Here is a 26,543-nt window from a genome sequence, read left to right as displayed (position 1 = left end):
TGCTTTCTATTATGAGGGGGAAGGTCATGGCCACAAGCTATAAAGGAACGAATAAGATGATTACAGGAATTGTATTCGGTGTTATCACGTTTTGGCTTTTTGCGCAATCCATGGTCAATGTTGTTCCTGCAATTCAAAACGATTTAGGAATTTCATTAGGCGTACTTAATGTTGCAATTAGTTTAACCGCATTGTTTTCAGGGATTTTCGTTGTTGCCGCGGGTGGATTGGCCGATAAATATGGTCGGAAAAAATTGACCTATTTCGGGCTTGTATTAAGCGTTATCGGATCCCTTTGTCTTGTCATAGCGAATGGGGCTACCTTATTGATTATCGGACGGATCATCCAAGGTCTATCTGCTGCTTGTATTATGCCTGCTACGATTGCTTTGATGAGAACATATTATGAAGGTGCCGAAAGACAACGCGCGCTAAGCTATTGGTCCATCGGTTCTTGGGGAGGCTCTGGTGTTTGTTCATTTGCAGGAGGGGCTATTGCGACTTCTATGGGCTGGAGATGGATTTTTATCTTTTCAATCGTTTTCGCTATCCTTGCAATGATTTTGATTAAAGATACACCTGAGAGTAGAGTGGAACAACAAGTTTCTTCACGTTTCGACTTTACTGGATTAGTCGTATTCGTGCTAACGATGATTGCATTAAACGTTGTCATCACAAGAGGTTCCGATTTTGGTTGGACAAGTCTTCTAACATTAGGTTTAATTGCCGCTACGCTAATGGGCATGTTGTTCTTTATTAAAATAGAATTGGGCAAATTGCATGCACTGATAGATTTTAATTTATTTAAAAATAAACCGTATACAGGTGCTACCATCTCCAATTTTTTATTGAATGCGGTAGCTGGAACGCTCGTTGTAGCGAATACATATGTGCAAGTAGGTCGAGGATTCACGGCTTTTCAATCAGGGATGTTATCCATCGGCTATTTAGTATCAGTCCTCATTATGATCCGTGTCGGTGAAAAAATATTGCAGAGAACCGGAGCAAAGTTGCCGATGATGGCAGGTTCTATCTTAGCGGCAATCGGCATCGGATTAATGGCGTTGACGTTTTTACCGGATACGGCCTATGTCATCGCCGTCTTTATCGGATTCATCCTGTTCGGTGTCGGACTCGGGATGTATGCAACGCCATCCACTGACACGGCTGTCTCGAGTGTGCCGGAAGACAAAGTCGGTTCATCGTCAGGTATTTACAAAATGGCGAGCTCACTTGGCAGTTCTTTCGGTGTTGCCATCTCTGCCACGGTATATAGCACAATAACGCTATCGGGCAATATTGAAAAGGCGGCTTCTGTCGGAATCATCACCAACGTCATTTTTGCTTTATTGGCATTGATCGCGATTATATTCTTCATTCCCAAATCATCCTATTCGTCTAAACAAGACGTTTCCAAACAGAAAGTCCATAAAACTAGTTATGCGAATCCTACTAATTAAAACGGCAGTTTTTAAAATAAGCCGATTGCGCATCCATGCAATCGGCTTATTTCTTTATGTAAGTTTTTAAGTATTCTTCAATTTGCCCTGGTGTTTTCAAATAATGAACCGTCTTCCCCTCCTCCCTATAACGCAGCATCCGCTTTGACATTACCCTTTTCCGCGGTCCGTATGTCGTCACGATGTATTTCAAAAACGCTCTATCCATCTTCTCCTTGCACCCTTCCCCCATATCGCTTCGCGTCTTGCCGCGGTATTGCAGCCTGCGCTTCAATACGCGATACAAACAAATCAGAAGTGGAAGCTCCAAATAAATGACGGTATTCGCGTGCGGTTCACGGATAGCAAAGGTTTTTGCATAGTTCCCTTCAATAATCCACTCGTCACTTCTGACAGCTTGTTGCTGAGCATCACAAAATTCATCAATCGAAGTTTCAATCCAACCCGGTTTCCAATACAGGCGATCTAAATGAGTAACTTCAATTCCAGTTAATTCACCTAATCGGCGTGCAAATGTAGACTTACCTACACCCGCTGATACCCCAATAACCATAATTCGATTCATCCTATCCCCCATTCCCTCTATTTGTAAAGGTGACTGTCACCAAATTATTCATGTTAATTCAAACAATCTTGTTTGTTTAAACTATCACGTTTATTTTGGTGACTGTCACCCAAATATTATTTATGAATATAAACCGTTGTTCCAACGGGGACCATAGAGGATAATTCTAGAACGTCTTTGTTAAACATGCGGATACATCCATGTGACACACTTTTCCCAATAGACGATGGGTTATTTGTTCCGTGTATTCCATAATGGCGTTTGGATAACCCCATCCACAATATCCCGAAAGGTCCACCGGGATTGCTCTGTTTATTAATAATTCTAAATGTCCCCATCGGCGTCGAGGTAACCATTTTCCCAACCGCAATCGGATACGTTTTAATTAAGTTATGCCCATCGTAAAGGTTTAATCGGTGTTTCCGTGTGGAAATATCGATCCAAAAACTGATAAGATCGCCTCCATACAAAATATAGTTAATTTATTATATGAGGGCGTGCCATAGTTAAGAGGGCTTAGAATTATTTAGTCCCCTATTGTTAGGTTTCGGGTATTGGAACCTTTTAATATGCGATATCAATGCAACTTTACATGCTCTACATACTCGTAAAGGTGACAGGCACCAAAACAGTCATGTTAATTCAAACAGTCACGTTTGTTTAAACTTTCACGTTTGTTTTGGTGACTGTCACCCAAGCAGAGCTCCAAAAAGCTTTTTCGAATATGGATGCGAGAACTCAAATCCACCTTCTACTTTCGTACTTTCGTCTACAATCTCTCCGTCTTTCATGACATAAACCCGGTCACACATATACGTGACAGCTTGCAGATCATGGGCAATGAAGAGGACTGCCATACCGGTTTCCTGGTTCAGCGCAATAAGTAAATCGATAATTTCTCTCTGTATCAATCGATCCAGGTTGGAAATGATTTCGTCGCACACGACTAGCTTTGGTTCGACAAGAATCGATCTAAGCAAGTTGACACGTTGCCTTTCGCCGCCGCTAAGTTCAGTTGGGCGCTTTTTCAAGTGCACTTCCGCCAATTTCACTTTCCCGAGCATATGACGGATATATGCGTTCCGATCCCCCTTCATAGTTCGAAGCGGTTCCATTAATATCTCACGAACGGTCCATGATGGATTGAGCGCAGCCGAAGCGTTTTGGAAGATAAGTTGGCACTCCTTGTAAAACGCTTTTCTAGAGCGCCTATCGACAGGAAATCCGTTGAATGAAATCGCACCTTCGTCCGGCGGTTCAAGTTGCATAATGACACGTGAAAGCGTACTTTTTCCGCTTCCACTTTCCCCGACGAGTCCGACGATTTCACCTTCACCGACTAACAACTCAATTCCACGTAAAACCTGCTTCACGTTTCCGCCACTACTATAGCTTTTCGATACATTTTCAACCGTTAACAACGTTTCTCCTCCCTTACCTTAAAACCGACTCTCAAGTAATCGCCTCGTATACGGGTGCTCAGGTCTCTCAAACACTGTCATCACATTGCCCGTCTCCACCACTTCCCCTTGGCGCATGACAATCATTTCATGTGCCGCTTCTGCGACGATATCTAGATCGTGGGTAATGAGAAGAATTGTCGTTCCCTGCTTTTCATTCAGCCGCTTCAACAGTCCAATGAATTCCTGTTGCAACACCATATCGAGTGCAGATGTCGGTTCATCGGCAATCAAAAGATCTGGTTCCACATACAACGCACACGCAATCATGCATCGTTGCAACATGCCGCCAGATAGTTCGAATGGATACTGTTCTACAATTTCCGCTGAAAGGCCAAGTTCATCCAAAATGGCTTTCATCTTCATCTGAAATTGTTGACTTGAGTCTCCAGTTCGTCTTCCAGAGAACTCGTACAACTGGTGCCGCATTTTCACAGAAGAGTTAAAGCTGTTCGCTGCATCTTGGAAAATCGTAAATAAATGTGCTTTCCGTATCTCTCCCATTTCTTTATCCGAAACGGCAATTAAGTTTTTTCCATTAAATACAGCTTTCCCCGTCGCTTTCGCTCCTGGCGGTAAAATCCCGAGCAGTGCGGAAACTGTCATACTCTTACCGCTTCCACTTTCGCCAATAATCGACGTAATCTTTCCACGTGGAACAAAAAACGAGCTTTTATCGACAATCTGTTTCCCGCCGATTTCAATCGACAAATGATCGACCTTAAGCATCTAATCTCCTCCGCTCTGGATTTTTCAACGCCTCCCCGATGAAGTTAATAGCCAAGATTGTCACAAAAATCATAACCCCGGGAAATAGTCCAATCCACCAGGCACCGATCAGAATATCATTTTGTGCGTAGTAGAGCATATTTCCCCACGATGGGATTGCTGGTGGTACACCGATACCTAGAAAACTAAGTGACACTTCGATGAATATCGCTCCTGCGAAATTGAACAGTGTAACAATGAAAATTGCGGGCACACTATTTCGAAGCATATGACCAAAAAGGATTTTCCATATTGGCGTTCCGAACATTGTTGCCATTTTCACAAATTCCGCATCCTTCAATCGAATAAACTCAGAACGGACGATACGGGCGGTAACTAGCCAGCCCGTGATTCCGATAATGAGTGCCATACTCCACATACCGCCTTGCATGAACGCTTGAAACGCCAAAATGATAATGAGCGATGGAATCGTAATAAGCGCTTCCAAAAACCGCATCATGACGGTATCGACCGCTCCACCGACATAACCGCTAATGCCGCCGTATAGTATGCCAATAACAAGCGACAACAGTACAGAAACACTTGCAACAGTTAGCGTCACTTTACCACCCTCCAATAGACGTGAAAAGACATCACGGCCAAGGTGATCCGTTCCTAGTAGGTGGTCTTCTCCAGGAGAGACGTACACTTCATCGAGATTCATGTCGTTCGGACCATACGATGAAAGGAAACTTGCGCATGCCGTTAAGATTACGATAATCCCAAGGACAGCACACCAGAAAGTCAGCGCTTTTTGTGGTCTCATTTAACGCACATCCCCTTTCCGCAACCTGGGATTCACTACATACATAATGAGGTCAATAACGAAAAGGCTCACGACAACAATCAAACCCGTCAGTAAAATACCACCCATCAACAGCGGAAAATCTTTTGTAATAACTGACTTTACTGTTAATTGACCAAGTCCAGCCCATGAAAAAAGCGATTCCACGATAATCGATCCCCCAAAAAACGAAGGAATTGTCATGCCGATATAATTCAAATAGGGAATGGAGGCGTTGCGCAAAATCCCTTTCCGGATAACCCGTTCCGCTATTCCATTCGCACGTGCTACCGTCACATAGTAGTTGCGGCTTTCCACCTTAATGCTTTCTTGTAGAAAACGCGCGTAAATACCGACGTGGGTTAAAATGATGACCGTTGCTGGCATGATAAGGTAACGCAATTTATCCCAAAATCCGCCCTCGTCACCAATATCCCCCGATCCGGATGACGGAAGGATACCGAGATTCACCGCAAAAAACGAAATGAATAAAATTCCTAGCCAAAATGCAGGAATTGAGGATGTCACAATGCTAACCGTCGATAATCCTTTATCCCACACAGATCCTGCTTTCATACCTGCCGCGGTTCCAAGCCAGATGGACCCGACAATAATGAAAAACATTGTGACTCCAAACAAAAGCAATGTATTCGGCAACCGTTCAAAAAGTATGGTCGATACGGGCCGACCTTCCTTATATGAAACCCCAAAGTTCCCTTTTACCGTTTCCGCGAGCCATGTACCATATTGCGCAATGACAGGGCGGTCAAGTGAAAAAACGCGGCTGATTCGTTCCTTTTCAGCCGCGTTCAATGTTTGAGCATTGCCGCCGTAAAAAGCCGCCGCCGGATCACCGGGAGCCGCATGCATTATGAAAAAAGAGAGGAAGCTTACGATGAGGAGGACAATCATCCCCATCACCATTCGCTTCCCAATCCATTTAACGGTCATTCCACGTCCACTCCTCAACATTCCAGAGGAAACCAGACCCATGGTGGCCAAGAATTCTTTCTTTTACACCGCTTACGTTTTTAGTAATACCATAAACCGCATTTTCGTATGCGATAAAATCGAATGCCGGGTCCTTCGCGAGTTCTTCCTGGAACTCCATGTAAATCGCTTTCCGTTCTTCAGGATCCGTCGCTAGACGACCTTTTTCAAGCAACTCATCCACTTTTATATTTGAATAGCTTCCAAAGTTATAACCCGAGCTCGTCAAACTTGACTGATCCGTGTGGAACAAGATATGCGTGTGATGATCCGCATCGTACGGACTGCCCCATCCGACCATGAACGCTTCTGTATCTTCAATCGTAATGGCACTCCAATCAAGCGCATCCACCTTCACATCTGCACCAATTTTCTTGAATCCTTCAGCGACATAGTTTGCCATGTTCACGCGGACTGTATCCGATACAGGTGCCGTAATCGTAAACGCCAATTTTTCATCATTTTTATAGCGGTAACCGTCCTGGCCTTTTTTCCACCCTGCATCGTCAAGGAGTGCTTGCGCCTTTTCAATGTCGTATGCATACTTCTCCACATTTTCATTATTGAAAGCATGTTTTTGAAGCGGTGAGTACGCTTCCGTTCCGTATCCTTTCAAAATGCCTTTGACAATTTGCGCGCGGTCCGTCGCATAGCTAAATGCACGTCTTACGTTGACATCTTTCCATAAATCTTTTTTCATATTGAAAAGAATTCCACGGTAATCTGCGGATTCAATATCGTAAATCTTGATGTTTTTTTCTTTTTCCAGCTCTTCAACCTGTACAGGATCGAGAAGTGCTATATCGACTTCTCCGGATTTAAGTTGCAGTGCACGGACATTGCTATCCGGGATGAATTTAAATATCACTTTTTCAATAGAAGGTTTTGTCCCATGAAAATCGTTATACGCTTTTAGAGTGAGACTATTACCCCGACTCCACTTATCAAACATGTATGGACCTGCTCCGATTGGATGACTGTTGAACTCAGCTGTCCTCATATCAACGCCATCAAATGCATGTTTTGGCAAGATTGGCACCGTCAATTTATCGAGCATTGGTGTGAATGGATGTTTAAGCTTCAGTTCAAATTCATAATCGGTAATCTTTGTCACTGAATCAATTTCAGTGAAATCAGACTTCAAAAAAGAAGCATTATTGTCGTCCAAAATGCTTTCAATTGTGAAAATCACGTCATCGGCAGTTAGTGGCTCACCATCGTGAAACGTAATATCTTCTTTCAATTTGAACGAATACGTCAGCTTATCATCGGAAAGGCTATACGAATCCGCAATATCTGTGACAGGTTCGTTTTTCTCATTGAATCGCATCAGGCCACGGAATAATAGTGCATCAAGATTCGTCTCTTCGAGTAGAGGATTCAGTCCTTCAAATTCAGCTTCAGATGCATAAACGAGTCGATTTTCTTTTGTTTTTGCTTTTGAATCTTCTTTCCCTTTGCTCCCGCATCCCGAAATGATGAGTAAAATGGCAATTAATATAATAAATAAATTCGCTTTCCTTCTAAACATAAGAGCCTCCCTAAAAAATGTAATTCCATATAACTAATTATAAGGAGACGAACGTTCAATGTCTAACACGATGTAGTCCTAAGCAATCTTCTTGCAGATTTCTCGGTTATTATCCCGAAAATCGGGCACATTATCATGAACCAAAAAATAAGGAGGATGATTACGTTATGAACAAAATGGCCATGGCAGCACTTGGACTTGGCGCAGCATATTTAATGAGAAATAAAAATGCCAGGAACAAATTGATGAAACAGGTTGAATCGTTCACAGGTACATTCTCCCCGAAAAACGAATCGCATAGCAATTCGTGACATGTCGAAGAATCAGCATTCTATTACGGGATGCTGATTTTTTCTTGTATAACACTTTTGTTTATTCTCCCGTTAAAAGGGAAAAGAGTTAGTAAGAGATTTACTAAAACTTGAGGAGGATTAATTCATGAATAAGAAGATGGCTTTAACTGCACTCGGGCTTGGCGCCGCTTATCTAATGCGAAACAAAGATTCAAGAGGCAAACTGTCAAAGCAATTCGATAGCTTTGGAAACTCTCCGATGCGCGGGAATAAAACAGGCACCTACTCGGACACACGCTCATCACATACGACAGGACGGAAAAAAGGTCTTCTGCAAAACATCCTCGGCTAACAAAAATGCTGGCATCCTATTTAGGATGCCAGCATTTTTTGTGGTAAGATGCCGGGATACCTTTCAAAGGCACCTAATTTAATTTGCTACAGCATTTCTACGTTCCGTATATAGGATGAGAAAGATACTCGCTTCGTAAAGCAGCGCCATTGGAATGAGCACAATGAGCTGACTCACAAAATCCGGCGGCGTAATCAAAGCTGAAATGATTGCGATAGCAAGATACGACCATTTGCGCACTTTTTTCATAGAGTCCGCAGTAAGTAATCCGATTGCCGCCAAAAACAGCGCTACTATCGGCAACTCGAATAATATTCCAATCGGCATTGTCGTCATGAGCAAGAAACTGATGTACTCCTGCGCTGACACCATTACATTAAAATTAACTGCTCCTAATGAGACGAGGAACTTATAACTAAGGGGATTGACGATAAAATAGCCGAATGACACACCTATTAGGAAAAGCAATAACATGACGGGTGAGTATAGACTAAGGAAACGACTTTCCCGTTCGTTAAGTCCCGGTTTGACGAACTGCCATAGAAAGTGGCAGAGAAAAGGTATCGACAAACCGAACGCGAGTGCTGTTGAAATCGACATATAAAACTTCACAACTTCCAATGGACCTAGAATAATCAGCTCATGATCCCGGGTAATATACGGGAACCAAAGATTGATACTGGAAAACACCGCGATTAGGAAGAAAAGGAAAACGGCCGCACTTTTGACGAGCTGTTTTCTCAAGTCCGTGAGATGGTCGACAAGGGACGGATCAGACTCCAGCACCAATTCATTTTCTTCATTTGCTACCTTACTGGCGCTTTCTTCACCTTCACTCTCCGCTATGGCCTCCTCAATTTCGGTACGGACTTTATCAAGCGGACTGACAATTTTTCGATTGTGATCTCCATATGGATCCATACCCTCACCTGCTTATAGTTGTTCCGTTTTCTTCGTTTCCTTTTGGACCACCGGTTCTTCGTCTTCCATAATATCCTTTGCTGACTTCTTAAATTCAGCAAGCGTCTTCCCCACCGCAGCTCCCACTTCAGGTAACTTTTTCGGGCCGAACAAGATGAGAACAATAACAAGGATGATAATCAAACCAGGTACGCCGATACTCGCTAAACTCATTGCATAGGACTCCCTTCATTTTCACACAAGTGATCCACCGTTTTTACTATATTTAACAATTCCATCTGCAGCCCGATAGGCAAGTGCACCAACTGTCCCTGTTGGATTGTAGCCACCGTTATGCGCAAAATTCCCAGCTCCGACGACAAACAGATTTTCGGCATCCCAGTGCTGTAATTGTGAATTAACAACACTATTATCCGGGCTCACTCCCATAATCGTGCCACCGGTATTGTGCGTCGTCTGGTACGGTACGATATCATAATTTGTAATCGGACTTCCGGCCATGACCGTCTTTGCGCCCATCTCTTTCATAATGGCCGCGGTCTTTTCAGTTAAGTACTTGTGTAAGTTCTTATCTTGTTCGGTGAAATTGTATGTCAACTGTAGCAGTGGCACTCCGTACGCGTCCTTATAATTCGGATCAAGTGTCAAGTAATTTTCCTTATGTGGAATAGATGCTCCCTGGCCTCCGATATTCAGTGTGCGCGTATAATTATGAATTGATGCCTTCTTAAATTCCTCACCCCAAACAGGCGTATCCGGAGGAAGTGGATTAGACGCAATCGGTCTCACTCCCGTCTGAACAATGGAGAGGCTTGCTCCGTGAATGAAATCCAAATTTCCATGATCGAAATTATCACCATTAAAATCATCAATTGTCATCCCAAGTGAGCCGGCACCCATGAAGACATTCATCTGCTCATCAAAAAAACCTGTCGCCCCCGGCAGAATCTGGTATGCATAGTTTTTGCCAAGCGTGCCTTTTCCGGTTTCCGGATCATACATTTCTCCGATGCCCGACACCATGAGAAGCTTCGCGTTATTCATTACATAACTTGTGAGAACAACGACATTGGCCGGTTGGATGAATTCTTCACCCGTTTGCGTATCGATATACTTCACACCAGTCACTTTATTGCCTTTCTTTAACACCTCGACGACATTCGCATGGAAACGGACATCGTAGTTCCCCGTTTTTCTTGCAGTCGGAACGACAGTGATTTCAGGAGACGTTTTTGCACCGTATTCACAGCCAAACCGCTCGCAAAATCCGCAATACTGGCATGCCATGATCGATTCACCGTCAGGATTTTCATAAGGTTCGGATAGATTGGCTGATGGTAACATGAAAGGTGTATAACCAAGATTGCTTGTTGCCTTCTCAAACTTTTTCAGAATCGGTGTCTTCTTCATCGGAGGTGTAGGAAAATCCGATTTGCGCTTCCCCCAAAAAGGATTTGCATCCTCTCCAGATATGCCGGCTGTCTTTTCGAATTTTTCGAAATAAGGTTCCAACTCGTCATATGTCACACCCCAGTCTTGAAGAAGGTAGTCACTTGAAAGTTTGTCTTTCCCGTATTTCTTATCCGTCATCGATTTGATTTCAAAATCATACGGTAGAAAACGCCAAGTGTGACCGTTCCAGTGCGTCCCCGAACCGCCGAGGCCTTCGCCAAGAAGAAATGATCCCATTTGCCGCATCGGAAGGGCACGCATTTTACGATTGTTCCTGAACGAAATCGTCTCTTTCGAAAGATCCTGCATCAAATCGTAACGGACTCCGTAGCGGAACTCATCATGGATTAATTGATAATCTTCTGTACCTCTCGATTTCCCCCGCTCCAGTCCGAGGACTTTTAAACCGGCCTTTGCACATTCTGCGCCAATGATGCCGCCTCCCCATCCAACTCCAACTGTAACGACATCCACTTTATCCAACGTTGTTGCCATTCGTTATTCCCCCTTTAATGTTCCATACTGCTTAGTGATTTTGGTTCGTATTTCATAAACTTATCGTTTTCTATTTCGGCGATATAGGTCATTTGATTGCCAGGGAATTCCTTCATACGCCAAGCATCCATGTTCACGTTTCCGTTATAAATCGGATCCGCGTAAGCGCCTTCCAGTGTTGCCTGTCGAAGTAGTTTGAAGAAAAACTCCGATGACACGCCTTTCATGTCCACTTCGTTTTTTTGGAAAGCGGTGATGATTTCGTCCATTTGACCGCCCTCTAAATCGACGAATTTTTTATCGAACCGCCCTTTCGCTTCCTCTTCCATCTTCGCAATTCCTTGTTTAAAGATCTCAGCACGCGTCAGCCTGCTTTGATAGCCTTGCGTCGCCTCTCCCGCAAAGAACGGTCCTATCATGTATTCCTTCGCGTTACTTCCGTAATTGCCCGCCAGTTGGTTGTCGATGAAATATGGAACACCGAGTCCAATTGCACCAGGGCCGAGGTCGTCTTCCGGGAAGATTCGTTCAACCGCTTGAGACAATACATTGAACTCTCCCATGTTCGTAAAGAACATCAGGCCTCGATTGCTTGCGCCGCCTTGCTCGCTGCCTGCTCCTTTATGTCCGCCCGTTCCGGCAACTTGACCTTCTTTGTTGACGTTGTAACCGACAAGACCTCCAATGAGACCTCCTCCTACGAGAGCCCCGGTCGCTATTCCGGTCGTCTTCAGGAAATCCCTTCTTGATAGGCCTTTTTTATCTTCTGCCATTCTTTATCCTCCTTCGAACTGCTATCCAAATCTATTATGATTTCTACAAGTAAGCATGCCAGTCCTAACCCATTTTTATACAATGCAACTTGATATATTTGATGGGTTTCTTTACCTTCCATCTGCATACCGTTATATACTAGTGAAAATGAAATATGAAAGAGGGGAATCCGCCTTGAAACGCCTTCTACTGTTGCTCTTTTTGATCATGCCGGCAGGGTGCAATCAGGAAGCATCTTTAGCTTCGAATCATGACCGAGTAGAAAAAGTTGTTACTCATCTGATTTCACCGTGGTCAATTGACTATGATGGTGAATCCTTTTTCATTTCCGAGAAAGCGGGAACGATTGTTAAGGTCAGGCAGGGTGGAAAATTGATACGTGAGGATGTCCATCTTTCAGCACCTTTATCGAATGTAGCCGAATCTGGCTTACTAGGTTTCGTTTTGGACAAAGATTTTCGAGAATCACACAAGGCCTACGCTTACTACACATATGATTTGGGAGGTGCTCCGATCAACCGAATCGTAACGCTACAGTATGACGGAGGCTCTTGGTACGAAAATGAAATCTTATTGGACGGTATTGAATCCGGACCAGTCCATCATGGTGGCCGTCTCGCATTCTCACCTGACAATATTTTGTACGCGACGATTGGGGATGGTGCGAATCCAGATTCTGCTCAAAACTTGAATTCATTCAATGGGAAAATCCTTCGTTTGAATAAAGAAAACACCTTTGAAATTGTTAGCTCTGGGCATCGGAATCCTCAAGGGCTCGCGTGGGATAAAGATGGAAAATTGTTTGCTTCAGAACATGGGCAATCTGCAAATGACGAAGTAAATATCATTGTAAGAGGCAAAAACTATGGTTGGCCAGTAATCGAGGGGACAGAAACGCGAGACGGATTGGAAACCCCATTTCTAACATCAGGTTCAAGGAAAACTTGGGCGCCGTCGGGCATGGTATTTCATAAAGGATTGCTATATGTTGCAGCGCTTCGCGGCGAAGCAATTCTTGTGTTGGATACAAAGAGCGGTGAGGTAGTTGATAGAATTGAAGGTTTTGGTCGTATCCGTGATGTCTTTTCAGACGGAAAATCACTTTACTTCATTACAAATAATACTGATGGGCGTGGAAAACCTACAGACGAAGATGATGTTTTATATCGCTTGACGAGAAATTAATATTGGTAGATACTCACAGGTTCTTTGGCACTATTTATAATTGAATTAATTTCATAATTGCTTATTCTAACTAAAAATAAGAATGTTCATCTGAAACTATATCGAAGTATTCGTCAATACAAATTGCGAGTTACGTTGATTGGAGTAGAAGGCGGCGACTCCTACGGGAATAGCTTGAGCTGAAGACCCCATAGGAAAAGCCGTCAAGCAGAACGGCTTTTGCGAACAAAAGCGTTAGTGTTGAGAGCACGTAATGAGCGACGAGGAGGCTGAAGCCAAGCCCGCAGAAAGCGTCCGCCTGGAGCGGAAAACAACTTTGTTCGGATTTTAATACTTGTTTCCCTATTGTGAAATTAACTCAAAAATGGCGGCAGTTTTTGACCATGACAAGGCTGCCCTCATTTATTCATGCCATCAAAAAACCACCTAGTATTATAGGTGGCATCCGAATGACTCCTAATTCAATTATCTTCCCATTCCTTAATACGTTTCCTCACTTCAGCTTCTAAATCTTCAAGCAGCATTCCGTGATTTTCTTGGTCAGGCTGCATTTGAAACCAGTTCACTTCATCGTCTTTATAATGTCCTTGATATTCCTTGCCGTCCATCGTTAACTCGAAATGTAACGTTTCATATTGCGTATCCTCGAATATTTCTTTTCTCACATTAAAGTTCTCGATCATGTTGTCTCCTCCAATTGGGTCGCTTATTTGCAGATTCACATTCTTATCTATCATGCACAAGTCCCGACCATTATTTACTTGACGATTAAAATTCATTTACGTTGCAGTTTCTGCTGATGTTGTCTTCTCAGCTACGACTTTCCGATTTGCTGGAGATAACATACGTTCAAGCCAGCTCATCAAAAGGTCCGCGACTACCGCCATTAAAGCAGTCGGAATCGCTCCTGCCAAAATGATGGCTGCGCCGTCCGTTACATTCGTTCCCCGTATAATAATGGAACCAAGCCCCCCTCCGCCTATGAATGCTCCAATCGTTGCAACGCCGATGGCAATGACAAGTGCCGTCCGCAGACCTGCCATGATAACGGACATCGAAAGAGGAAGTTCAACCATGAACAGCATTTGACTGCGGGTCATCCCCATAGCACGTCCGGCCTCCAAAACATGTTTTTCGACACTTTTTATGCCTGTATATGTGTTTTTTATGATCGGCAACAAGGAATATAAAAACAAACTCATAACGACCGTGTTCGGTCCTAACCCCATAGCAAGCATCAGGACTGCTAGCATGGCAAGCGCCGGAATGGTCTGAATGATGTTTGTCAGCGACAGCACCCAACCGCTCAATTTCCCAAACCTGGCAATGAGTATTCCTACTGGAACACCGACAATCGCCGCGAATAGGACACCGTATGCAGACATAAGGAAATGTCTTATAAACTGATCCCATACGTATGTCCCATTCATTGTGTAATACGCCCAAAGATCTTGTAACGTTTCCATTTATTCACCCCCGTCGGTTCAATTGAAATAATTATGTTCTTCCAAAAATTCTTTTGCTACAATTGCAGGTTCCTTTTTATTGACATCTGCCTCGTAATTTAAACGCGTCATCGTTGCCCCGTCAATTTTGCCCGCAAGCTTTTTCAGGATGACATCAACTTCAGGATGCTTGTCAATAACGTCTTTTCGTGTCACAGGCGAGCATTCATACGGCGGGAAGAAGTTCTTATCATCTTCAAGTGTCTTCAAGTCAAATGCCTTCAGCCTTCCGTCAGTGCTGTATGCAAGTACAACATCCATTTTTCCGCTATTCACCGCTTGATAGACAAGTCCAATAGACATCGGCAACGCTTCTCCGAAGGCAAATCCGTATGTATCAACGAATCCTTCATAACCGTCCCCCGCCCTGTTCAACCATGAATTATCCACGCCCAGCGTTAAATCATCAGCTACTTTTTCAACATCCGAGACGGTTTCAAGCCCCTCTTTTTCAGCAAGGGCGGCTGTTACTGTGAGAGCATATGTATTTTGGAAACCGTATGATTCGTACCATACTTGGTCAAATCGTTTATCAAACTCTTCCTGTACTACCGCCATTGCCTCATCGGGATTCGCCATCGGTTCCATCTCCAAAATACTTGCCATATCGGTACCCGTGTAGCGCGCCGCAGTGATATCGACTTGCCCGTTCGTCAAAGCTTGGTGTTGAATGATTGACGTTCCCAGGTTCTCCACCATTTCAACATTCAAATCAGTCTCTTTTTCAATCATAAGACGAATCATATGACCAAGTGTCGATGTCTCCGTATGTGTTAGTGTTGCAATTCGAATTGTATCATTACCTCCTCCAAGACCTGGAAGCGAACAACCGCCAATAAGCAGCGTGACAGCCAAAATCGGAAGTACCAATCTTTTTATACTTTTCCCAAACATTATTTTTCCCTCCTCAAGAAACCACTTTTCTGCTTTCTCTCAGTCCTTTTGGTGTAGCGAATAACTCAAAACGTCCAAGCAGGAAATCCACTAAAAGTGCAAGTAATGTAACCGGTATTGCACCGCCGATAATTAGATCTGTCCGGAACAGATTCAAACCATCAAAGATGAAATCCCCAAGACCGCCTCCTCCTATGAAAGAAGCAAGTGTTGCCCAGCCGATCAGATAGACCGCAGATAACCTTACCCCAGCCATAATAACCGGGATTGCCAAGGGGAGCTCAACATTCATCGTACGCTCGAACGCCGTCATTCCCATACCACGTCCCGCTTCCACCAGATTTTGATTGACCCCTTTCACACCGATGAATGTGTTTCTTAGGATTGGCAACATTGAATAAAGGAATAATGCAACAATTGCTGGCGTTTTTCCGATTCCCAAAAGCGGAATGAAGAAAGCTAGGATTGCAAGACTCGGAAATGTTTGGATGACACCGACGATTCCCAATACAAAGTCGGCTATTTTAGGAACTCTTGTAAGCAGTATGCCAAGTGGCACTGCAACGAGGATACCTAGAAAAAGTGCGATAAAGGAAATGTAAAGATGTTCCCACGTCTTAATAGCAAGCTGATTTCCATATTCCGAGAAAAACTCAATAAGTCCGTTCATTTATACCCCCCCTTTACACCTGACCCAGTGTTTTCTCTTCAATATCGCCTTCTCCCCAAATGGAATCATAGACGATATCCACCAGGTTCGTTCTTGTGATTAATCCAACCAAACGCCGCTCTTCATCTACAACGGCTACATATTTCAAACCGCGAATGAGAATATTGCGTGTTGCTTCGCGTAGAAGGGTGTCTTCATGAACAACAGTCAATTCGGTTGACATGACATCCATGACCGAAGTTTCCATATTACGGCCCCTGTCTATCATCTCCACGTTCAACAAGCCTTTTAGTACATTATTTTCATCAACGACAAGGAGTGAATCGACACGACGTCCCCGCATCAGCTGAACTGCCTGTGAAAGCGTTCCTTCCGTTTGGATGGAAATAGGGTTTGGATTCATGATTTGTCCAACTGTCTGAATATGTTGTTGAGCTTGCAGTAGGCGATCTTTCCCGATGAAATCCTCTACAAATTCATTTGCCGGATTTCTCAAAATTTCATCCGGTGTTCCCATCTGTACAACCTTTCCATCCTTCATGATCACGATTCGATCTGCCAGTTTAATGGCCTCGTCCATATCATGCGTAACAAATATGATTGTTTTCCCCAGCGCCCTCTGAAGATGTTTGAATTCCGCCTGCAAGGAGTCGCGGGTAATCGGATCAAGCGCGCCAAATGGCTCGTCCATAAGGATAAGGGGAGGATTGGCTGCTAACGCGCGAAGCACGCCAATACGCTGTTGCTGCCCGCCGCTAAGTTCGTGGGGATAGCGGTCCAAAAATTCTTTTGGCATATTCACGAGCTTGATCAGCTCGTCGGCCTTGCTGTTGCGCTCTTCAATCGGTTTCTTCATAAGCCGCGGTACTAATGCAATGTTGTCTCGAATGGTCATATGAGGAAATAGACCAATCTGTTGAATGACATACCCGATTGAACGCCGCAATTTCACGATGTTCTTTTCCATAATATTTTCGCCTTTAATCAGAATTTTCCCCTCTGACGGTTTCACCAATCGGTTGATCATTTTCATCGTTGTTGTCTTTCCACACCCACTTGGCCCGATGAAGCAAATGAATTCACCTTCATTAATATGAAGGTTCAAATTATCGACAGCTTTTTTCCCCCCCGGATAAATTTTTGACACATTTTTAAATTCAAGCACTATTTTCTCCCCCTAGGTTTAAACTGTTAGTCTATTATTAGACGTACTGTGAACGTATACCCTAGTAACAGATTCCCCCCTTTCAGTTTTCCAAACCTTTTTCAAGCAATTTATTAGAATAAAATAAAAATCATCTGTCGAGCTAATAATGATGGCGCAGTATCCTACCAATAGAAAAAGGCAATCCTGTGTGTCGTTTATCGACATACACGATTGCCTTATCATGGGTACAACCCTTCGAATCCGAGTATTGGTACTCGATCTTCCTCCACTTCAATCTCGCCTAAAGGTAGTTCAACGATATACTCAAACTTCCCATAAGGACGAACATCCATCTTCTCTTTGACAAATGGATTATTTGTCACGAGCGTAACTTTTCCGCTTTTTTCATTAAATCCTTCTACTGCAAAGCGATAACCCTCAATCATCGCAAACGGAATGATTTCATATGCATCCTCCAGATCTTTAAGTGAGACCTGTTTAACAAAAATCTTTCCATTGCCGTTCATCTTTTGAAAGTCGTTCTTCAAATCCAAAGAATCATCTGACTGCAAATAGTATTGTCTTTGATATGAAACAAGTTCAAACTCCCTATCACTCCATAACGCAAAACGGCCTTTTCTTATCATTTCATCCCCCCTACTTTTTATTGTGTACCTATTATACAAAAATTACGGAAGATTGTGTATACATTTTTCGTCACGTTTTCATCAATCAATACAGGCACTTTGAACCATATCTTGACACAACTCATTCATTTCCACTTTTTCCTCTCACGTTTAACGTCTATTCTATCGGGTATATATTACCTAACAAGAAAATAATGGAGGTATTTAAATGACTAACAGTAGTTTCTCAGATAAAGTCAAAGGCACAGTGAGTAAAGTCAAAGGTGAAACAAAGGATCAAATCGGTAATGCTACAAATGATGCTTCACTACAAGCAGAAGGCAAGTTTGATAAATTGAAAGGTGAAGCACAGAAAAAAGTTGGAGAATTGAAAGACAAACTTGATGATAATGATAGATAGTAAAGTTACAAAGCTGTTCCTTACAATAGGAAACAGCTTTTTTTATCCTACCTCTTATAAGTTTCTTGTGTTGAGTCTCGGAACTGTAGCTTCGTTATCAGTCATATGCTGATTTTCATCTTGACCATCCAATACCTCTTCGCTCAAACCTAGTTCTGCACTGCTATCCATTTCGTCCGGCTGTAGTTTCGTTGTGCCGCCCTCAATGAAGAGCGCTACCCCGCCCTTTTCCACTTCATTGTAACAGCTTCTTGATTGTTGTTCAGAAAATCCCATTTGCGCAAGAGCATTCAAAATAGATTCTTCACCATTCAAAAATAACGTAAATCTGTTTAACCAATCTTCATCAGCTGTTTCAAGGTGTTCAACATCCGATTTTCCCTTAAACATTGAAATATTCTCTGCTGTGTTTGAAACGACATATATATCGCTTTCGTTATAGCCAAGTGCAATCATCTCTGTGATTTTGTGTAAAGCTTCATCAATCGATTGGTATGAGCCGCTGTGTGTCTTATTTTTCATTTATTTAAATTCCTCCTTGTCGGTGTAGTAACCCTTTTTTGTTAGTGTACCCACCTGTCCCCTTAAGAAACTCATCGACTTATAATGTTTAGTTTCTATAAAAGAGTGAATAATAGAAGGACACGGCAAAATCGAAAATGAAGGGAGTCTGTTTATAGTGACTAACAAGAAAGTATTTACTGAACGTGACCGAAAAGATGCTGAGGGGCCATATATGGATAATCCCGAAAACCTCCGAACTGATAAGGAAAGTATTTACGATATGCATGAAGATATGAAAACTGTAGATTCGATACCTCTTGAGGATGCACGAATGGAATTAGAAGAGCAAAAACATGCTCGTGATTCGAAAAGTAATTCATCCAGTGTTGAGAAATTCCCCGGGTCCGGGGTTAAGAAATACTAAAAAGCTGTGCTCCATTCACATAACTTGAATGGAGCACAGCTTTTTTGAAATCTACGTGCATTTTTTATCAGAATGAATGTCGATAAGTGTCGTCATTTCCCGGGAAATGCTTATATCTGTCAAGTTATCTGAAATACAAAACATAATATTCTTAGCCGATAAGCTCAAAAAGTAATCACTTTAATAGATAGTATTTTAATTGAACTTATTCACACCGTTGTTTTGGCGGCATTCCTTCTCGACATAAAGATGCCAAACAACACTAGTATTGCGATGAGTATAACCGTAAGACATAAACTCATCCACAAATCCGACAGTTCGGAATCCGGATTGAACCAATATGATGCATACATCGACAATTTCCACGGGGATACCGACCAATAGGCACCTATTAACGAATCGATGACCTGATAGACCAATGTAACAAGAATCGCCAAACCCGCGGCACCGCCTGTCGGAAGCCAAGCGCTTAACGCCAAGACAACTGTGACAACAAAGATAAGCCATATACTATATGTTGCAATAAACCCGAGTACCGGTAATGCGTTTACATGATTATAGAGAGCATCAATGTAGTACCATGCAGCCATAAAGCCGAGCCAGACACTCCCAAGCACAATTCCATTTACAACAATCCACTTACTTAAAAAATAATAACGGAATGATACCGGCCGAACATAAAGAAGTGTCGCCGTCCCATTTTTCCGCTCTCCAGAAATCGTACCCATGAATGCTAGAATAATAACGAGTACGCCAATAAGCTGATATTGCCCGAGTAATGAAACAAAGATTTCCTCTCCTTTAAACTCCGGCCAAGTAAAATCAGCCCCTTCAGGGAGATTGCCAACGCTTTTCATAATTTCAGGCAAGAAGTGATTGGTGACAGGCTCAAGTATCCCAAACACAATAAAGACAATAGGAATCCATAGAACTTTGTAATTCCTTATATGTTCACGCCATTCCTTTTGTAACAATACACTTAATCCTTTCATCAGATCACCGCCACTTTCATGAAGATTTCTTCAAGGCTCGCTGTCTGGCGCTCAACTTTACGAACCATAAATAGCCCCGTGCACAACACGGACAGGATTGAAGATATATCAACCCCTTCTGTTTGAACGTCAATTGACGCAATCAACCCTTTTGATGTCACTTTCCACTCAGTTGCTTTCGTGAATCGCTGTAACTCTTGCAACGATTCAAATTCAATGATGATCCGCGGTTCAGCATAGCGTGCACGTACTTCATTAAGCGATCCTTGTTCCACAAGTTTACCTTGTCGCAAGAACAGTAGCTGATCCGTCATTTCTTCCGCATCATTTAAAATATGAGTCGAATATAAAATTGTCGTTTCCTGCTGGAGCTCTTTCAAAAGATCCATCACTTGCCGGCGCCCAACAGGATCAAGTGCAGAAACGGGCTCGTCAAGCAAGAGTAGTTTCGGTTTATGGACAATTGCTTGCGCTAGGCCCAGACGCTGTTTCATCCCGCCAGAGAATGTGCCGGTCTTCTTGTTCATCGCATCGCCTAGACCGACAAATTCCAATGTATTTTTCGCATCCCTTATCGCTTGTCTTGTATCTACCCCGCTTAGCCGAGCAGCCATTTCTGTAAATTCTAGTGCGGATAGCCAAGGGAAGAATTTTGGATACTGTGGGAGAAATCCGATAATTGACCGGATATCCTTTTTTTCATTATCCGAAAACCGAATCGCTCCTTGCGACGGTGAAACCAAACCCGCCAACATAGAAAGTGTCGTCGTTTTCCCGGCCCCATTCGGTCCTATCAAAGCAGTCGCTGTATGTTCCTCAAGTTCGAAAGAAACAGCGTCTACTGCTATGCTATCCCCATATTTCCTTGTCAGATCACTCGCTTGAAGCAATGTTGTCATACTTGCCGCCTCCCAAAAACGAAGTATAGAATGGGACCGATCAAATTCACAAAGACGATGATGAAAATCCACATGATAAATGGACCATTCGTACGCTGATGGCGGATGACATCGATAAGTGCGATAGTCATCAGAATTAGTTGTAAGACAATGATCGGCAAAATGAGATTCCATGGAATATTCGCGAGTTCAGCCATAAACTTCACAACCTTTCTCCTCTTTACTAGTAAATCCAGTATAACAACACTGTTCTATATTGTATATAACAAGAGAGTGTAATATGACAAAAGTGTTTAGCTATTTACAATTCATGAAAAGCTGTCAAAGTCATATTTATTTCTCACAACAAAAAATCCTCCCAGTAAAAAAGGGAGGATTTTATCATTCTTCTATTTCTTCAAGCCGGGGCATGGCTGACAGCGCACCCGGTTTGGTCGCACAAAGTGCGCCAAGTTTATTGCCAAAGGAGATATAGTCAATCCATTCATTACGCGTTTCCGGCTGTCCTTTTAAATGGATCTGGCGTAGAATCCCTGCGATGAACGCATCGCCAGCTCCCGTTGTATCGACAGGCACAACGGGTTCAACACCTACATGTGTAGTGTTACCTTCTATAACTGCAAATGTGCCAAGTTCGCCAGCAGTCACCAGTACGACGGGAATTCGATAGGGCGTCAACTTGGCGATTCCGTCTTCAAGCGTATCTGTCTCTGTCAGGAAGAAAAACTCCTCTTCTGTCAATTTTAACAGATCGGCTTCTTCAACGAATGACATGATCGTCTTACGGCAAAGTTCTTCACTATCCCACCGGAGCGGCCGGATATTTGCATCAATCGATAGAAGTGCTCCCGAAACCGTGGCAAGACGCACCGCTTCCCGTGTCGTTTTCAAAGCAGTCGGATGGAACATTGTACCCGAGCAAATATGTAATACGGACGCATGCTGGAACGCCTCCACAGACAAATCGGAAGCTTCCACCTGGATATCAGGTGTCTCATCGATATAAGTCTGGAAAATACGGTCGTTATCTTCCGTCAAATGAATGTAAACTCCGCTCACCCGTTTACCATTCTCCAATTTTGCGAACTTCAAATCCACGCCTTCTTTTCGCAATTCATCTCGAACGAATTCGGAAGTCGCGTCATTTCCCGTCACAGTAATGAATGCGGACGGTGCGCCAAGCCTGGAAATGCCCGCTGCCACATTGACCGTTGCCCCGCCAAGAAACGTTGTATATGCCGTATTGGACTGGTCTTCCGCAATATAATCGACGAATGCATCGCCGTAAATAAGGACATGCTTTTTCTTTGAATCAATCATTGGTAAACTCCCCGAAACTTCATTTTTTCTATCTTATCATGGAACACGATTTACAGAAATAGCGAAGGTATATATAGATAACTACAATGTAGGGACAAATATTAACAACCTCGTAATTGCACCCTTCCTAGTCGTCAGACTTCTGACCTGTCAACCTTTCCCTTATCATGATATACTGTTCTAATGGAATAGGAGGATTTATTTTATGAAACAATGGATATATCCGTTGCTTATCGTCTTTGCGGCGAGCTGTTACGGAATTCTTTCAACAATCATTAAACTGGCGATTCAAGACGGCTTCACTGCTGCGGAAGCAGTGACAAGCCAATACTTCGTCGGATTTTTTATAGCTTTGGTCATTTTCTCCTTCGTACGACGTAAAGTTCCGAAATTCGGTGGTGGCTTTACGCTTCTTCTTGCAGGTTTATTTACGGCAACGACAGGCACCGTGTATGGACAGGCAATTGAATACATGCCCGCTTCCCTAGCCGTTGTCATGCTATTTCAATTCACTTGGGTGGGGATGTTGTTCGATTGTATCGCCAAAAAGCGACTGCCTAAACGAATTGAAGTCATTTCACTTCTCTTTCTATTCGGAGGTACTATACTTGCAGCGGGGATTATAGATGCAGATATCAGCGGTATTCCTTGGCAGGGTTGGGCATGGGGCATGGCATCAGCTGTCAGCTTTGCATCATTCGTTATGATTAATTCAAGACAAGTTGAAGGAATGGATACAGAAACACGTCTGCTCTTCACATCGTTTTTCGCAGCAATTGCCATCTTCTTTTTCCAAACGCCAGAAATTGTCTGGAACGGGACATTGTTCAGCGGCGGTTTGTGGATATACGGCTTGATTCTTGGATTGTTCGGGATTGTCATTCCGATTTATCTATTTTCAATCGCTGTCCCGAAAGTAGGAACAGCGATGACATCAATTTTAAGTGCGGCGGAACTGCCGGTCGCTGTCACTGCATCTGTTATTTTATTGAGTGAAGCGCTCACTATTTTGCAAGTAATTGGTATCGTTGTCATCGTAATCGGTATGACCTTACCGACTATTGCGCAGCGTAGATTAAAATATTCCAGATAAGATAAACCGCCTACTGCAATTGCAACGGGCGGTTTTGTTAATTAGGAAGCAACATTTGATATAATAATGAGATATAGAAGGAGGTTTTTCCAATGGAGATAACGATTCGTCAAGCACAACCGGCTGATGCCACACAGGCAGCACCACTCATAATTGACGCTATCGGCGATATCGCTAAAAGAATGACAGGCGAAACGGAATGGGTAAAGGTGGAGAAGGAACTTTGTGCACTGTTCAGGCGTGAAGATAACCGGCATTCCCATCTCCATACATACGTTGCAGAACTGGATGAAAAAGTGGCTGGACTTATGGTGTTGTATGCGGGTGCAGATGCCACTGAACTTGACCAGAATCTTAGTGAATGGCTCGCTAAAAAAGGTGCTGCCAACTCCGAAGTGGACGCAGAATCGTTAGCTGATGAACTTTACATCGATACTGTCTGTATTGATCCCGCGTTTCGTGGTAAAGGAATTGGCACCCAATTACTTCAGCATGCTGAAGTAATCGCGAAACAAAAAAACATCGCAAAGCTTTCTTTAAACGTTGAAACACAAAAAGAACCAGCCATTCGCCTATACAAACGGCTTGGTTATGAGATTGTCTCGCCATGGACGATCATTGGTGAACCATTTCATCATATGGTCAAAATTGTTTAACTACTATACAAACCGCCCTATCGATTTTTCAATTATAAATCCAAAAGGCGGTTTTTTTATTTCATGTCCTGCTCTTTAACGAAAGTAACAAACTTATCGACGACTAGATCCAAAAACTTGAGCGTCGCTTCATCTATCAATTGACCATCTTGGAACTTTTGACCGGCGGAGCCGATGAAGATTTCATTTCCCGCTGGGGGCATAGTTATTGCTTGGATACTCGATAAAATTTGCCGTAAGTGCAACTGTGCCCTCACCGTTCCGAGTGCTCCTTGCGAAACGCCCATTGGCAAGACCGGCTTCCCTGCTATCACTTTGTCGACCCTTGACAGCCATTCCAATGCACTTTTCAAAACGCCGGAGATGGACCAGTTGAATTCGGGTGTGCTGATGAGTACAGCATCTGCTTCAGCTATCATTTTCTTGTATTTCCGTACTACTTCCGGAGGTGCTTTTTCCTCATCTTCATTAAAGAATGGAAGATTTCCGATATCAGCAATCTCCACTTCAAAAAAGTGACTATATCTCATTTCAATCGTTTTCACTAGCTGCATGTTGAATGAATCTTTCCGCAAACTTCCGACAATCGCCACAACTTTCATCAATCTCTCTCCTCTATTTTACAATTGTATGCTTTAGCGTGTATCTTACACGATACCCTTCATTCACATATATCATTCGACCCAGCTTTGAAAATAATATTGCATGCACGAAAACTTTTTCATGTTTCCAAGGGTAAGTATAGTATGAGTAACAAAATACTGTTGTTTCCGAAGGAGTGAAACCGAAGTGAAAAACGAAGAAATGATACGAAACATACAAGATGGCGACAAAGAATCTTTCCGTATCTTTTACGAAGCATACGCGGATTATGCAATCCGAACCGCTTCCGCAATTACGCGCAACCGTGAAATGGCGAAAGATGCCGTGCAAGAGACATTCATCCGCGTGTATCGACAAATTGGTAGCTACAACCCCAAGTTACCTTTTGATCCGTGGTTTTATCGAATCTTGACGAATGAATGCCTTAGGTTCTTGAAGAAAGAATCGTCACTTTCAAAGTTTGAACATCCCGACTTGGAAAACGATCCGTCCCTTGCCGAAGAGTCTTTCGATCATCTGTCTGATTTATACAATACGATTCAATCGCTCGATGACATGCACCGGATACCGCTCATTTTAAAATATGTGAAAGGCTTCACAGAAAATGAGATTGCGGATATTCTGGGATTGAATGTCAACACAGTGAAATCACGGTTGTTTAAAGGAAGGAAACGACTGAAAGAACAGCTTGTCCCGATGATTAAGGAGGATGATTTTCAATGAGTCAATTCGACAAAAGAGTAGATAAAGAGCTCAAAAAACGGACTGAACTAGAAACGATTGGTCTCAAAGATGAAATATGGAGTAGCTTAGAAAAAGAATTATTCAGTGATGAGCAAGCAAACAAAGGAGAAATGAAGACAATGAAGAAGAAAAACCGTGTAATTCCAATTATCATTACAACTGCCGCTGCCCTCGCCATCGCATTCAGCCTACAAACAGATACGGGAATGGCGTTCATTAAAGGTATTAAAGATATGTTCGTCCCTGAAAAAGAAATTAATCAAAGCATCGAAGGCCAAGATGAAGCTACTAAAGTTAACTTAAATGAAGGAACCAACTCCGAGTACATCATTTATGTCGATGAAACACGTTACAAAATGATCAATGGAAAAGAGACAGACGTTATTACGACGATTGATCCATTACCTGAAAAATATCCAGAAGTAACAATGGAAATTAAACAAGTGGCTAACGAAAAACCGGAAGATCTTGTTGGAAAAATCGAAGCAGAATTGAAGAAAGACTTTCCTGAATTACGGACGGTTGAAACAGTGACAGAACCGGTCGAAGGCTACTGGCTGCATGGCACGACTGGAAGCAAGTGGGACAGTAAAGTCGTCACCGCTTATATCATCAGCAACGGCAAAGAAGGAAGCTTCGTCATTACGGAAAACTATTTCCTGGAGGCAGCGGAAGGTCACGGCGCCAGGTTCCACCATATGTTGGAGAGCTTTGAAATAATAGAGTAACACTATTAGTAATAGAGGTTGGCATTACAGTCATCCTCTTTTTTTTATGTTCTGAGTGAGGAATTTATATGTTTCTAGGCATAACTGTGGAAATGGAAGGGTATAGATTATGTATATAGCTTTTTCCGAGAGAGTCATTCTGTCAGGGAATTTAAAAAGGGAGGTTTTGGAAAGAGATGGATTTATTCTTAGTTATAATCGACACACTTGTTATACTATCTTATATCCTACTAATTGCTTTGATTTCTCCACATATAATGCGAGTTATCAAGAATAGAAATTACGAC

33 protein-coding genes are annotated in these 26,543 nt (G+C 42.9%); 10 read left to right on the top strand and 23 right to left on the bottom strand.

Annotation, left to right across the window (positions count from 1 at the left end):
* Window positions 1-26: 26 nt before the first annotated feature.
* Window positions 27-1,460 (top strand): MFS transporter, encoded by a 1,434-nt coding sequence (locus HDC33_RS00280; protein ID WP_179390547.1) that lies wholly within the window; start codon window positions 27-29, stop codon window positions 1,458-1,460.
* 46 nt (window positions 1,461-1,506) lie between these two features.
* On the opposite strand, the gene HDC33_RS00275 is transcribed toward HDC33_RS00280, so the two are convergent.
* The 7 genes from HDC33_RS00275 to HDC33_RS00245 form a co-directional block, all read right to left on the bottom strand.
* On the bottom strand, window positions 1,507-2,025 hold the full coding sequence (locus HDC33_RS00275) for a P-loop NTPase family protein (RefSeq protein ID WP_179390546.1): 519 nt from the start codon (window positions 2,023-2,025) through the stop codon (window positions 1,507-1,509).
* Window positions 2,026-2,141: 116 nt separating this feature from the next.
* A complete protein-coding gene (locus HDC33_RS00270; RefSeq protein WP_179392556.1) occupies window positions 2,142-2,477 on the bottom strand; it encodes a L,D-transpeptidase in 336 nt (111 codons plus the stop codon).
* Between the two features lie 237 nt (window positions 2,478-2,714).
* On the bottom strand, window positions 2,715-3,446 hold the full coding sequence (locus HDC33_RS00265; protein ID WP_179390545.1) for an ABC transporter ATP-binding protein: 732 nt from the start codon (window positions 3,444-3,446) through the stop codon (window positions 2,715-2,717).
* Between the two features lie 18 nt (window positions 3,447-3,464).
* Entirely contained in the window at window positions 3,465-4,214 is a 750-nt protein-coding gene (locus HDC33_RS00260) for an ATP-binding cassette domain-containing protein (protein ID WP_179390544.1), read from the bottom strand.
* Complete coding sequence (locus HDC33_RS00255; protein WP_179390543.1) at window positions 4,207-5,019, bottom strand: ABC transporter permease; 813 nt, start codon at window positions 5,017-5,019, stop codon at window positions 4,207-4,209. Before HDC33_RS00255 ends, HDC33_RS00260 begins: the two co-directional genes overlap by 8 nt.
* Window positions 5,020-5,988, bottom strand: coding sequence for an ABC transporter permease (locus tag HDC33_RS00250; RefSeq protein WP_179390542.1), 969 nt, complete (start codon window positions 5,986-5,988; stop codon window positions 5,020-5,022). It abuts the gene before it with no gap.
* Window positions 5,978-7,558: an ABC transporter substrate-binding protein gene (locus HDC33_RS00245; RefSeq protein WP_179390541.1), complete on the bottom strand. Its 1,581-nt coding sequence runs from the start codon at window positions 7,556-7,558 to the stop codon at window positions 5,978-5,980. Before HDC33_RS00245 ends, HDC33_RS00250 begins: the two co-directional genes overlap by 11 nt.
* Window positions 7,559-7,725: 167 nt before the next feature.
* Between HDC33_RS00245 and HDC33_RS00240 the strand changes: the two genes are divergently transcribed.
* Together HDC33_RS00240 and HDC33_RS00235 are read left to right on the top strand one after the other, a co-directional pair.
* Window positions 7,726-7,869: a hypothetical protein gene (locus HDC33_RS00240; protein WP_179390540.1), complete on the top strand. Its 144-nt coding sequence runs from the start codon at window positions 7,726-7,728 to the stop codon at window positions 7,867-7,869.
* Window positions 7,870-7,996: 127 nt separating this feature from the next.
* Window positions 7,997-8,203, top strand: a complete 207-nt coding sequence (locus tag HDC33_RS00235) for a hypothetical protein (RefSeq protein WP_179390501.1) — start codon at window positions 7,997-7,999, stop codon at window positions 8,201-8,203.
* Window positions 8,204-8,281: 78 nt separating this feature from the next.
* On the opposite strand, the gene tatC is transcribed toward HDC33_RS00235, so the two are convergent.
* From tatC to HDC33_RS00215, 4 genes are read right to left on the bottom strand one after another with little or no spacing between them, the layout of a single operon-like run.
* Window positions 8,282-9,124, bottom strand: coding sequence for a twin-arginine translocase subunit TatC (gene tatC, locus HDC33_RS00230; RefSeq protein WP_179390539.1), 843 nt, complete (start codon window positions 9,122-9,124; stop codon window positions 8,282-8,284).
* Between the two features lie 12 nt (window positions 9,125-9,136).
* On the bottom strand, window positions 9,137-9,337 hold the full coding sequence (tatA, locus tag HDC33_RS00225; RefSeq protein WP_179390538.1) for a twin-arginine translocase TatA/TatE family subunit: 201 nt from the start codon (window positions 9,335-9,337) through the stop codon (window positions 9,137-9,139).
* Between the two features lie 21 nt (window positions 9,338-9,358).
* Window positions 9,359-11,071 carry a GMC family oxidoreductase gene (locus HDC33_RS00220; RefSeq protein ID WP_179390537.1) on the bottom strand — a complete coding sequence of 571 codons (1,713 nt, stop codon included), beginning with the start codon at window positions 11,069-11,071 and terminating at the stop codon, window positions 9,359-9,361.
* A 14-nt stretch (window positions 11,072-11,085) separates the two neighbouring features.
* Window positions 11,086-11,844: a gluconate 2-dehydrogenase subunit 3 family protein gene (locus HDC33_RS00215; RefSeq protein WP_179390536.1), complete on the bottom strand. Its 759-nt coding sequence runs from the start codon at window positions 11,842-11,844 to the stop codon at window positions 11,086-11,088.
* A 175-nt stretch (window positions 11,845-12,019) separates the two neighbouring features.
* Between HDC33_RS00215 and HDC33_RS00210 the strand changes: the two genes are divergently transcribed.
* Complete coding sequence (locus HDC33_RS00210; RefSeq protein ID WP_179390535.1) at window positions 12,020-13,030, top strand: PQQ-dependent sugar dehydrogenase; 1,011 nt, start codon at window positions 12,020-12,022, stop codon at window positions 13,028-13,030.
* Between the two features lie 461 nt (window positions 13,031-13,491).
* Here HDC33_RS00210 and HDC33_RS00205 read toward each other — a convergent pair whose 3' ends face one another.
* The 6 genes from HDC33_RS00205 to HDC33_RS00180 all read right to left on the bottom strand — a co-directional run bounded on the left by HDC33_RS00205 (window position 13,492) and on the right by HDC33_RS00180 (window position 17,893).
* Entirely contained in the window at window positions 13,492-13,713 is a 222-nt protein-coding gene (locus HDC33_RS00205; protein ID WP_179390534.1) for a hypothetical protein, read from the bottom strand.
* Window positions 13,714-13,809: 96 nt separating this feature from the next.
* Entirely contained in the window at window positions 13,810-14,496 is a 687-nt protein-coding gene (locus tag HDC33_RS00200) for an ABC transporter permease (protein ID WP_179390533.1), read from the bottom strand.
* A gap of 18 nt (window positions 14,497-14,514) precedes the next feature.
* On the bottom strand, window positions 14,515-15,429 hold the full coding sequence (locus HDC33_RS00195) for an osmoprotectant ABC transporter substrate-binding protein (protein ID WP_179390532.1): 915 nt from the start codon (window positions 15,427-15,429) through the stop codon (window positions 14,515-14,517).
* Between the two features lie 13 nt (window positions 15,430-15,442).
* Window positions 15,443-16,099 carry an ABC transporter permease gene (locus tag HDC33_RS00190; RefSeq protein WP_179390531.1) on the bottom strand — a complete coding sequence of 219 codons (657 nt, stop codon included), beginning with the start codon at window positions 16,097-16,099 and terminating at the stop codon, window positions 15,443-15,445.
* A gap of 13 nt (window positions 16,100-16,112) precedes the next feature.
* Window positions 16,113-17,264: a betaine/proline/choline family ABC transporter ATP-binding protein gene (locus HDC33_RS00185; protein WP_179390530.1), complete on the bottom strand. Its 1,152-nt coding sequence runs from the start codon at window positions 17,262-17,264 to the stop codon at window positions 16,113-16,115.
* A 221-nt stretch (window positions 17,265-17,485) separates the two neighbouring features.
* Window positions 17,486-17,893, bottom strand: coding sequence for a hypothetical protein (locus HDC33_RS00180; protein WP_179390529.1), 408 nt, complete (start codon window positions 17,891-17,893; stop codon window positions 17,486-17,488).
* Between the two features lie 208 nt (window positions 17,894-18,101).
* Between HDC33_RS00180 and HDC33_RS00175 the strand changes: the two genes are divergently transcribed.
* Complete coding sequence (locus tag HDC33_RS00175; protein ID WP_179390528.1) at window positions 18,102-18,293, top strand: CsbD family protein; 192 nt, start codon at window positions 18,102-18,104, stop codon at window positions 18,291-18,293.
* Between the two features lie 54 nt (window positions 18,294-18,347).
* Here HDC33_RS00175 and HDC33_RS00170 read toward each other — a convergent pair whose 3' ends face one another.
* On the bottom strand, window positions 18,348-18,815 hold the full coding sequence (locus HDC33_RS00170; RefSeq protein WP_179390527.1) for a YflT domain-containing protein: 468 nt from the start codon (window positions 18,813-18,815) through the stop codon (window positions 18,348-18,350).
* Window positions 18,816-18,972: 157 nt separating this feature from the next.
* Between HDC33_RS00170 and HDC33_RS00165 the strand changes: the two genes are divergently transcribed.
* Complete coding sequence (locus HDC33_RS00165) at window positions 18,973-19,221, top strand: hypothetical protein (RefSeq protein ID WP_370457386.1); 249 nt, start codon at window positions 18,973-18,975, stop codon at window positions 19,219-19,221.
* A gap of 209 nt (window positions 19,222-19,430) precedes the next feature.
* Here the strand turns inward: HDC33_RS00165 and HDC33_RS00160 are convergent, their stop codons facing one another.
* The 4 genes from HDC33_RS00160 to HDC33_RS00145 all read right to left on the bottom strand — a co-directional run bounded on the left by HDC33_RS00160 (window position 19,431) and on the right by HDC33_RS00145 (window position 22,432).
* The gene (locus HDC33_RS00160) at window positions 19,431-20,213 is read right to left on the bottom strand and encodes an ABC transporter permease (RefSeq protein ID WP_179390526.1); all 783 of its coding nucleotides are present in this window, start codon (window positions 20,211-20,213) and stop codon (window positions 19,431-19,433) included.
* On the bottom strand, window positions 20,213-21,112 hold the full coding sequence (locus tag HDC33_RS00155) for an ABC transporter ATP-binding protein (RefSeq protein ID WP_179390525.1): 900 nt from the start codon (window positions 21,110-21,112) through the stop codon (window positions 20,213-20,215). Before HDC33_RS00155 ends, HDC33_RS00160 begins: the two co-directional genes overlap by 1 nt.
* Complete coding sequence (locus HDC33_RS00150) at window positions 21,109-21,309, bottom strand: PLDc N-terminal domain-containing protein (protein ID WP_179390524.1); 201 nt, start codon at window positions 21,307-21,309, stop codon at window positions 21,109-21,111. Before HDC33_RS00150 ends, HDC33_RS00155 begins: the two co-directional genes overlap by 4 nt.
* Before the next feature lie 184 nt (window positions 21,310-21,493).
* A complete protein-coding gene (locus HDC33_RS00145; RefSeq protein ID WP_179390523.1) occupies window positions 21,494-22,432 on the bottom strand; it encodes a carbohydrate kinase family protein in 939 nt (312 codons plus the stop codon).
* A gap of 205 nt (window positions 22,433-22,637) precedes the next feature.
* Here HDC33_RS00145 and HDC33_RS00140 point away from each other — a divergent pair, with 205 nt between their 5' ends.
* Together HDC33_RS00140 and HDC33_RS00135 are read left to right on the top strand one after the other, a co-directional pair.
* A complete protein-coding gene (locus HDC33_RS00140; protein WP_179390522.1) occupies window positions 22,638-23,525 on the top strand; it encodes an EamA family transporter in 888 nt (295 codons plus the stop codon).
* A gap of 92 nt (window positions 23,526-23,617) precedes the next feature.
* Window positions 23,618-24,181, top strand: coding sequence for a GNAT family N-acetyltransferase (locus HDC33_RS00135; protein WP_179390521.1), 564 nt, complete (start codon window positions 23,618-23,620; stop codon window positions 24,179-24,181).
* A gap of 56 nt (window positions 24,182-24,237) precedes the next feature.
* Here HDC33_RS00135 and HDC33_RS00130 read toward each other — a convergent pair whose 3' ends face one another.
* Complete coding sequence (locus HDC33_RS00130; RefSeq protein WP_179392554.1) at window positions 24,238-24,783, bottom strand: NADPH-dependent FMN reductase; 546 nt, start codon at window positions 24,781-24,783, stop codon at window positions 24,238-24,240.
* A gap of 187 nt (window positions 24,784-24,970) precedes the next feature.
* Here HDC33_RS00130 and HDC33_RS00125 point away from each other — a divergent pair, with 187 nt between their 5' ends.
* Both HDC33_RS00125 and HDC33_RS00120 read left to right on the top strand, forming a co-directional pair.
* Window positions 24,971-25,507: an RNA polymerase sigma factor gene (locus HDC33_RS00125; protein WP_370457385.1), complete on the top strand. Its 537-nt coding sequence runs from the start codon at window positions 24,971-24,973 to the stop codon at window positions 25,505-25,507.
* Window positions 25,504-26,256 (top strand): hypothetical protein, encoded by a 753-nt coding sequence (locus tag HDC33_RS00120; protein WP_179390520.1) that lies wholly within the window; start codon window positions 25,504-25,506, stop codon window positions 26,254-26,256. The genes HDC33_RS00125 and HDC33_RS00120 overlap by 4 nt, the downstream gene beginning before the upstream one ends.
* Window positions 26,257-26,543 lie beyond the last annotated feature (287 nt).

This window comes from Sporosarcina sp. JAI121 (assembly GCF_013408665.1).
Classification (GTDB): domain Bacteria; phylum Bacillota; class Bacilli; order Bacillales_A; family Planococcaceae; genus Sporosarcina.
Note: the sequence above shows the minus strand (reverse complement) of the source record. Positions and strands in the feature narration are given on the sequence as shown.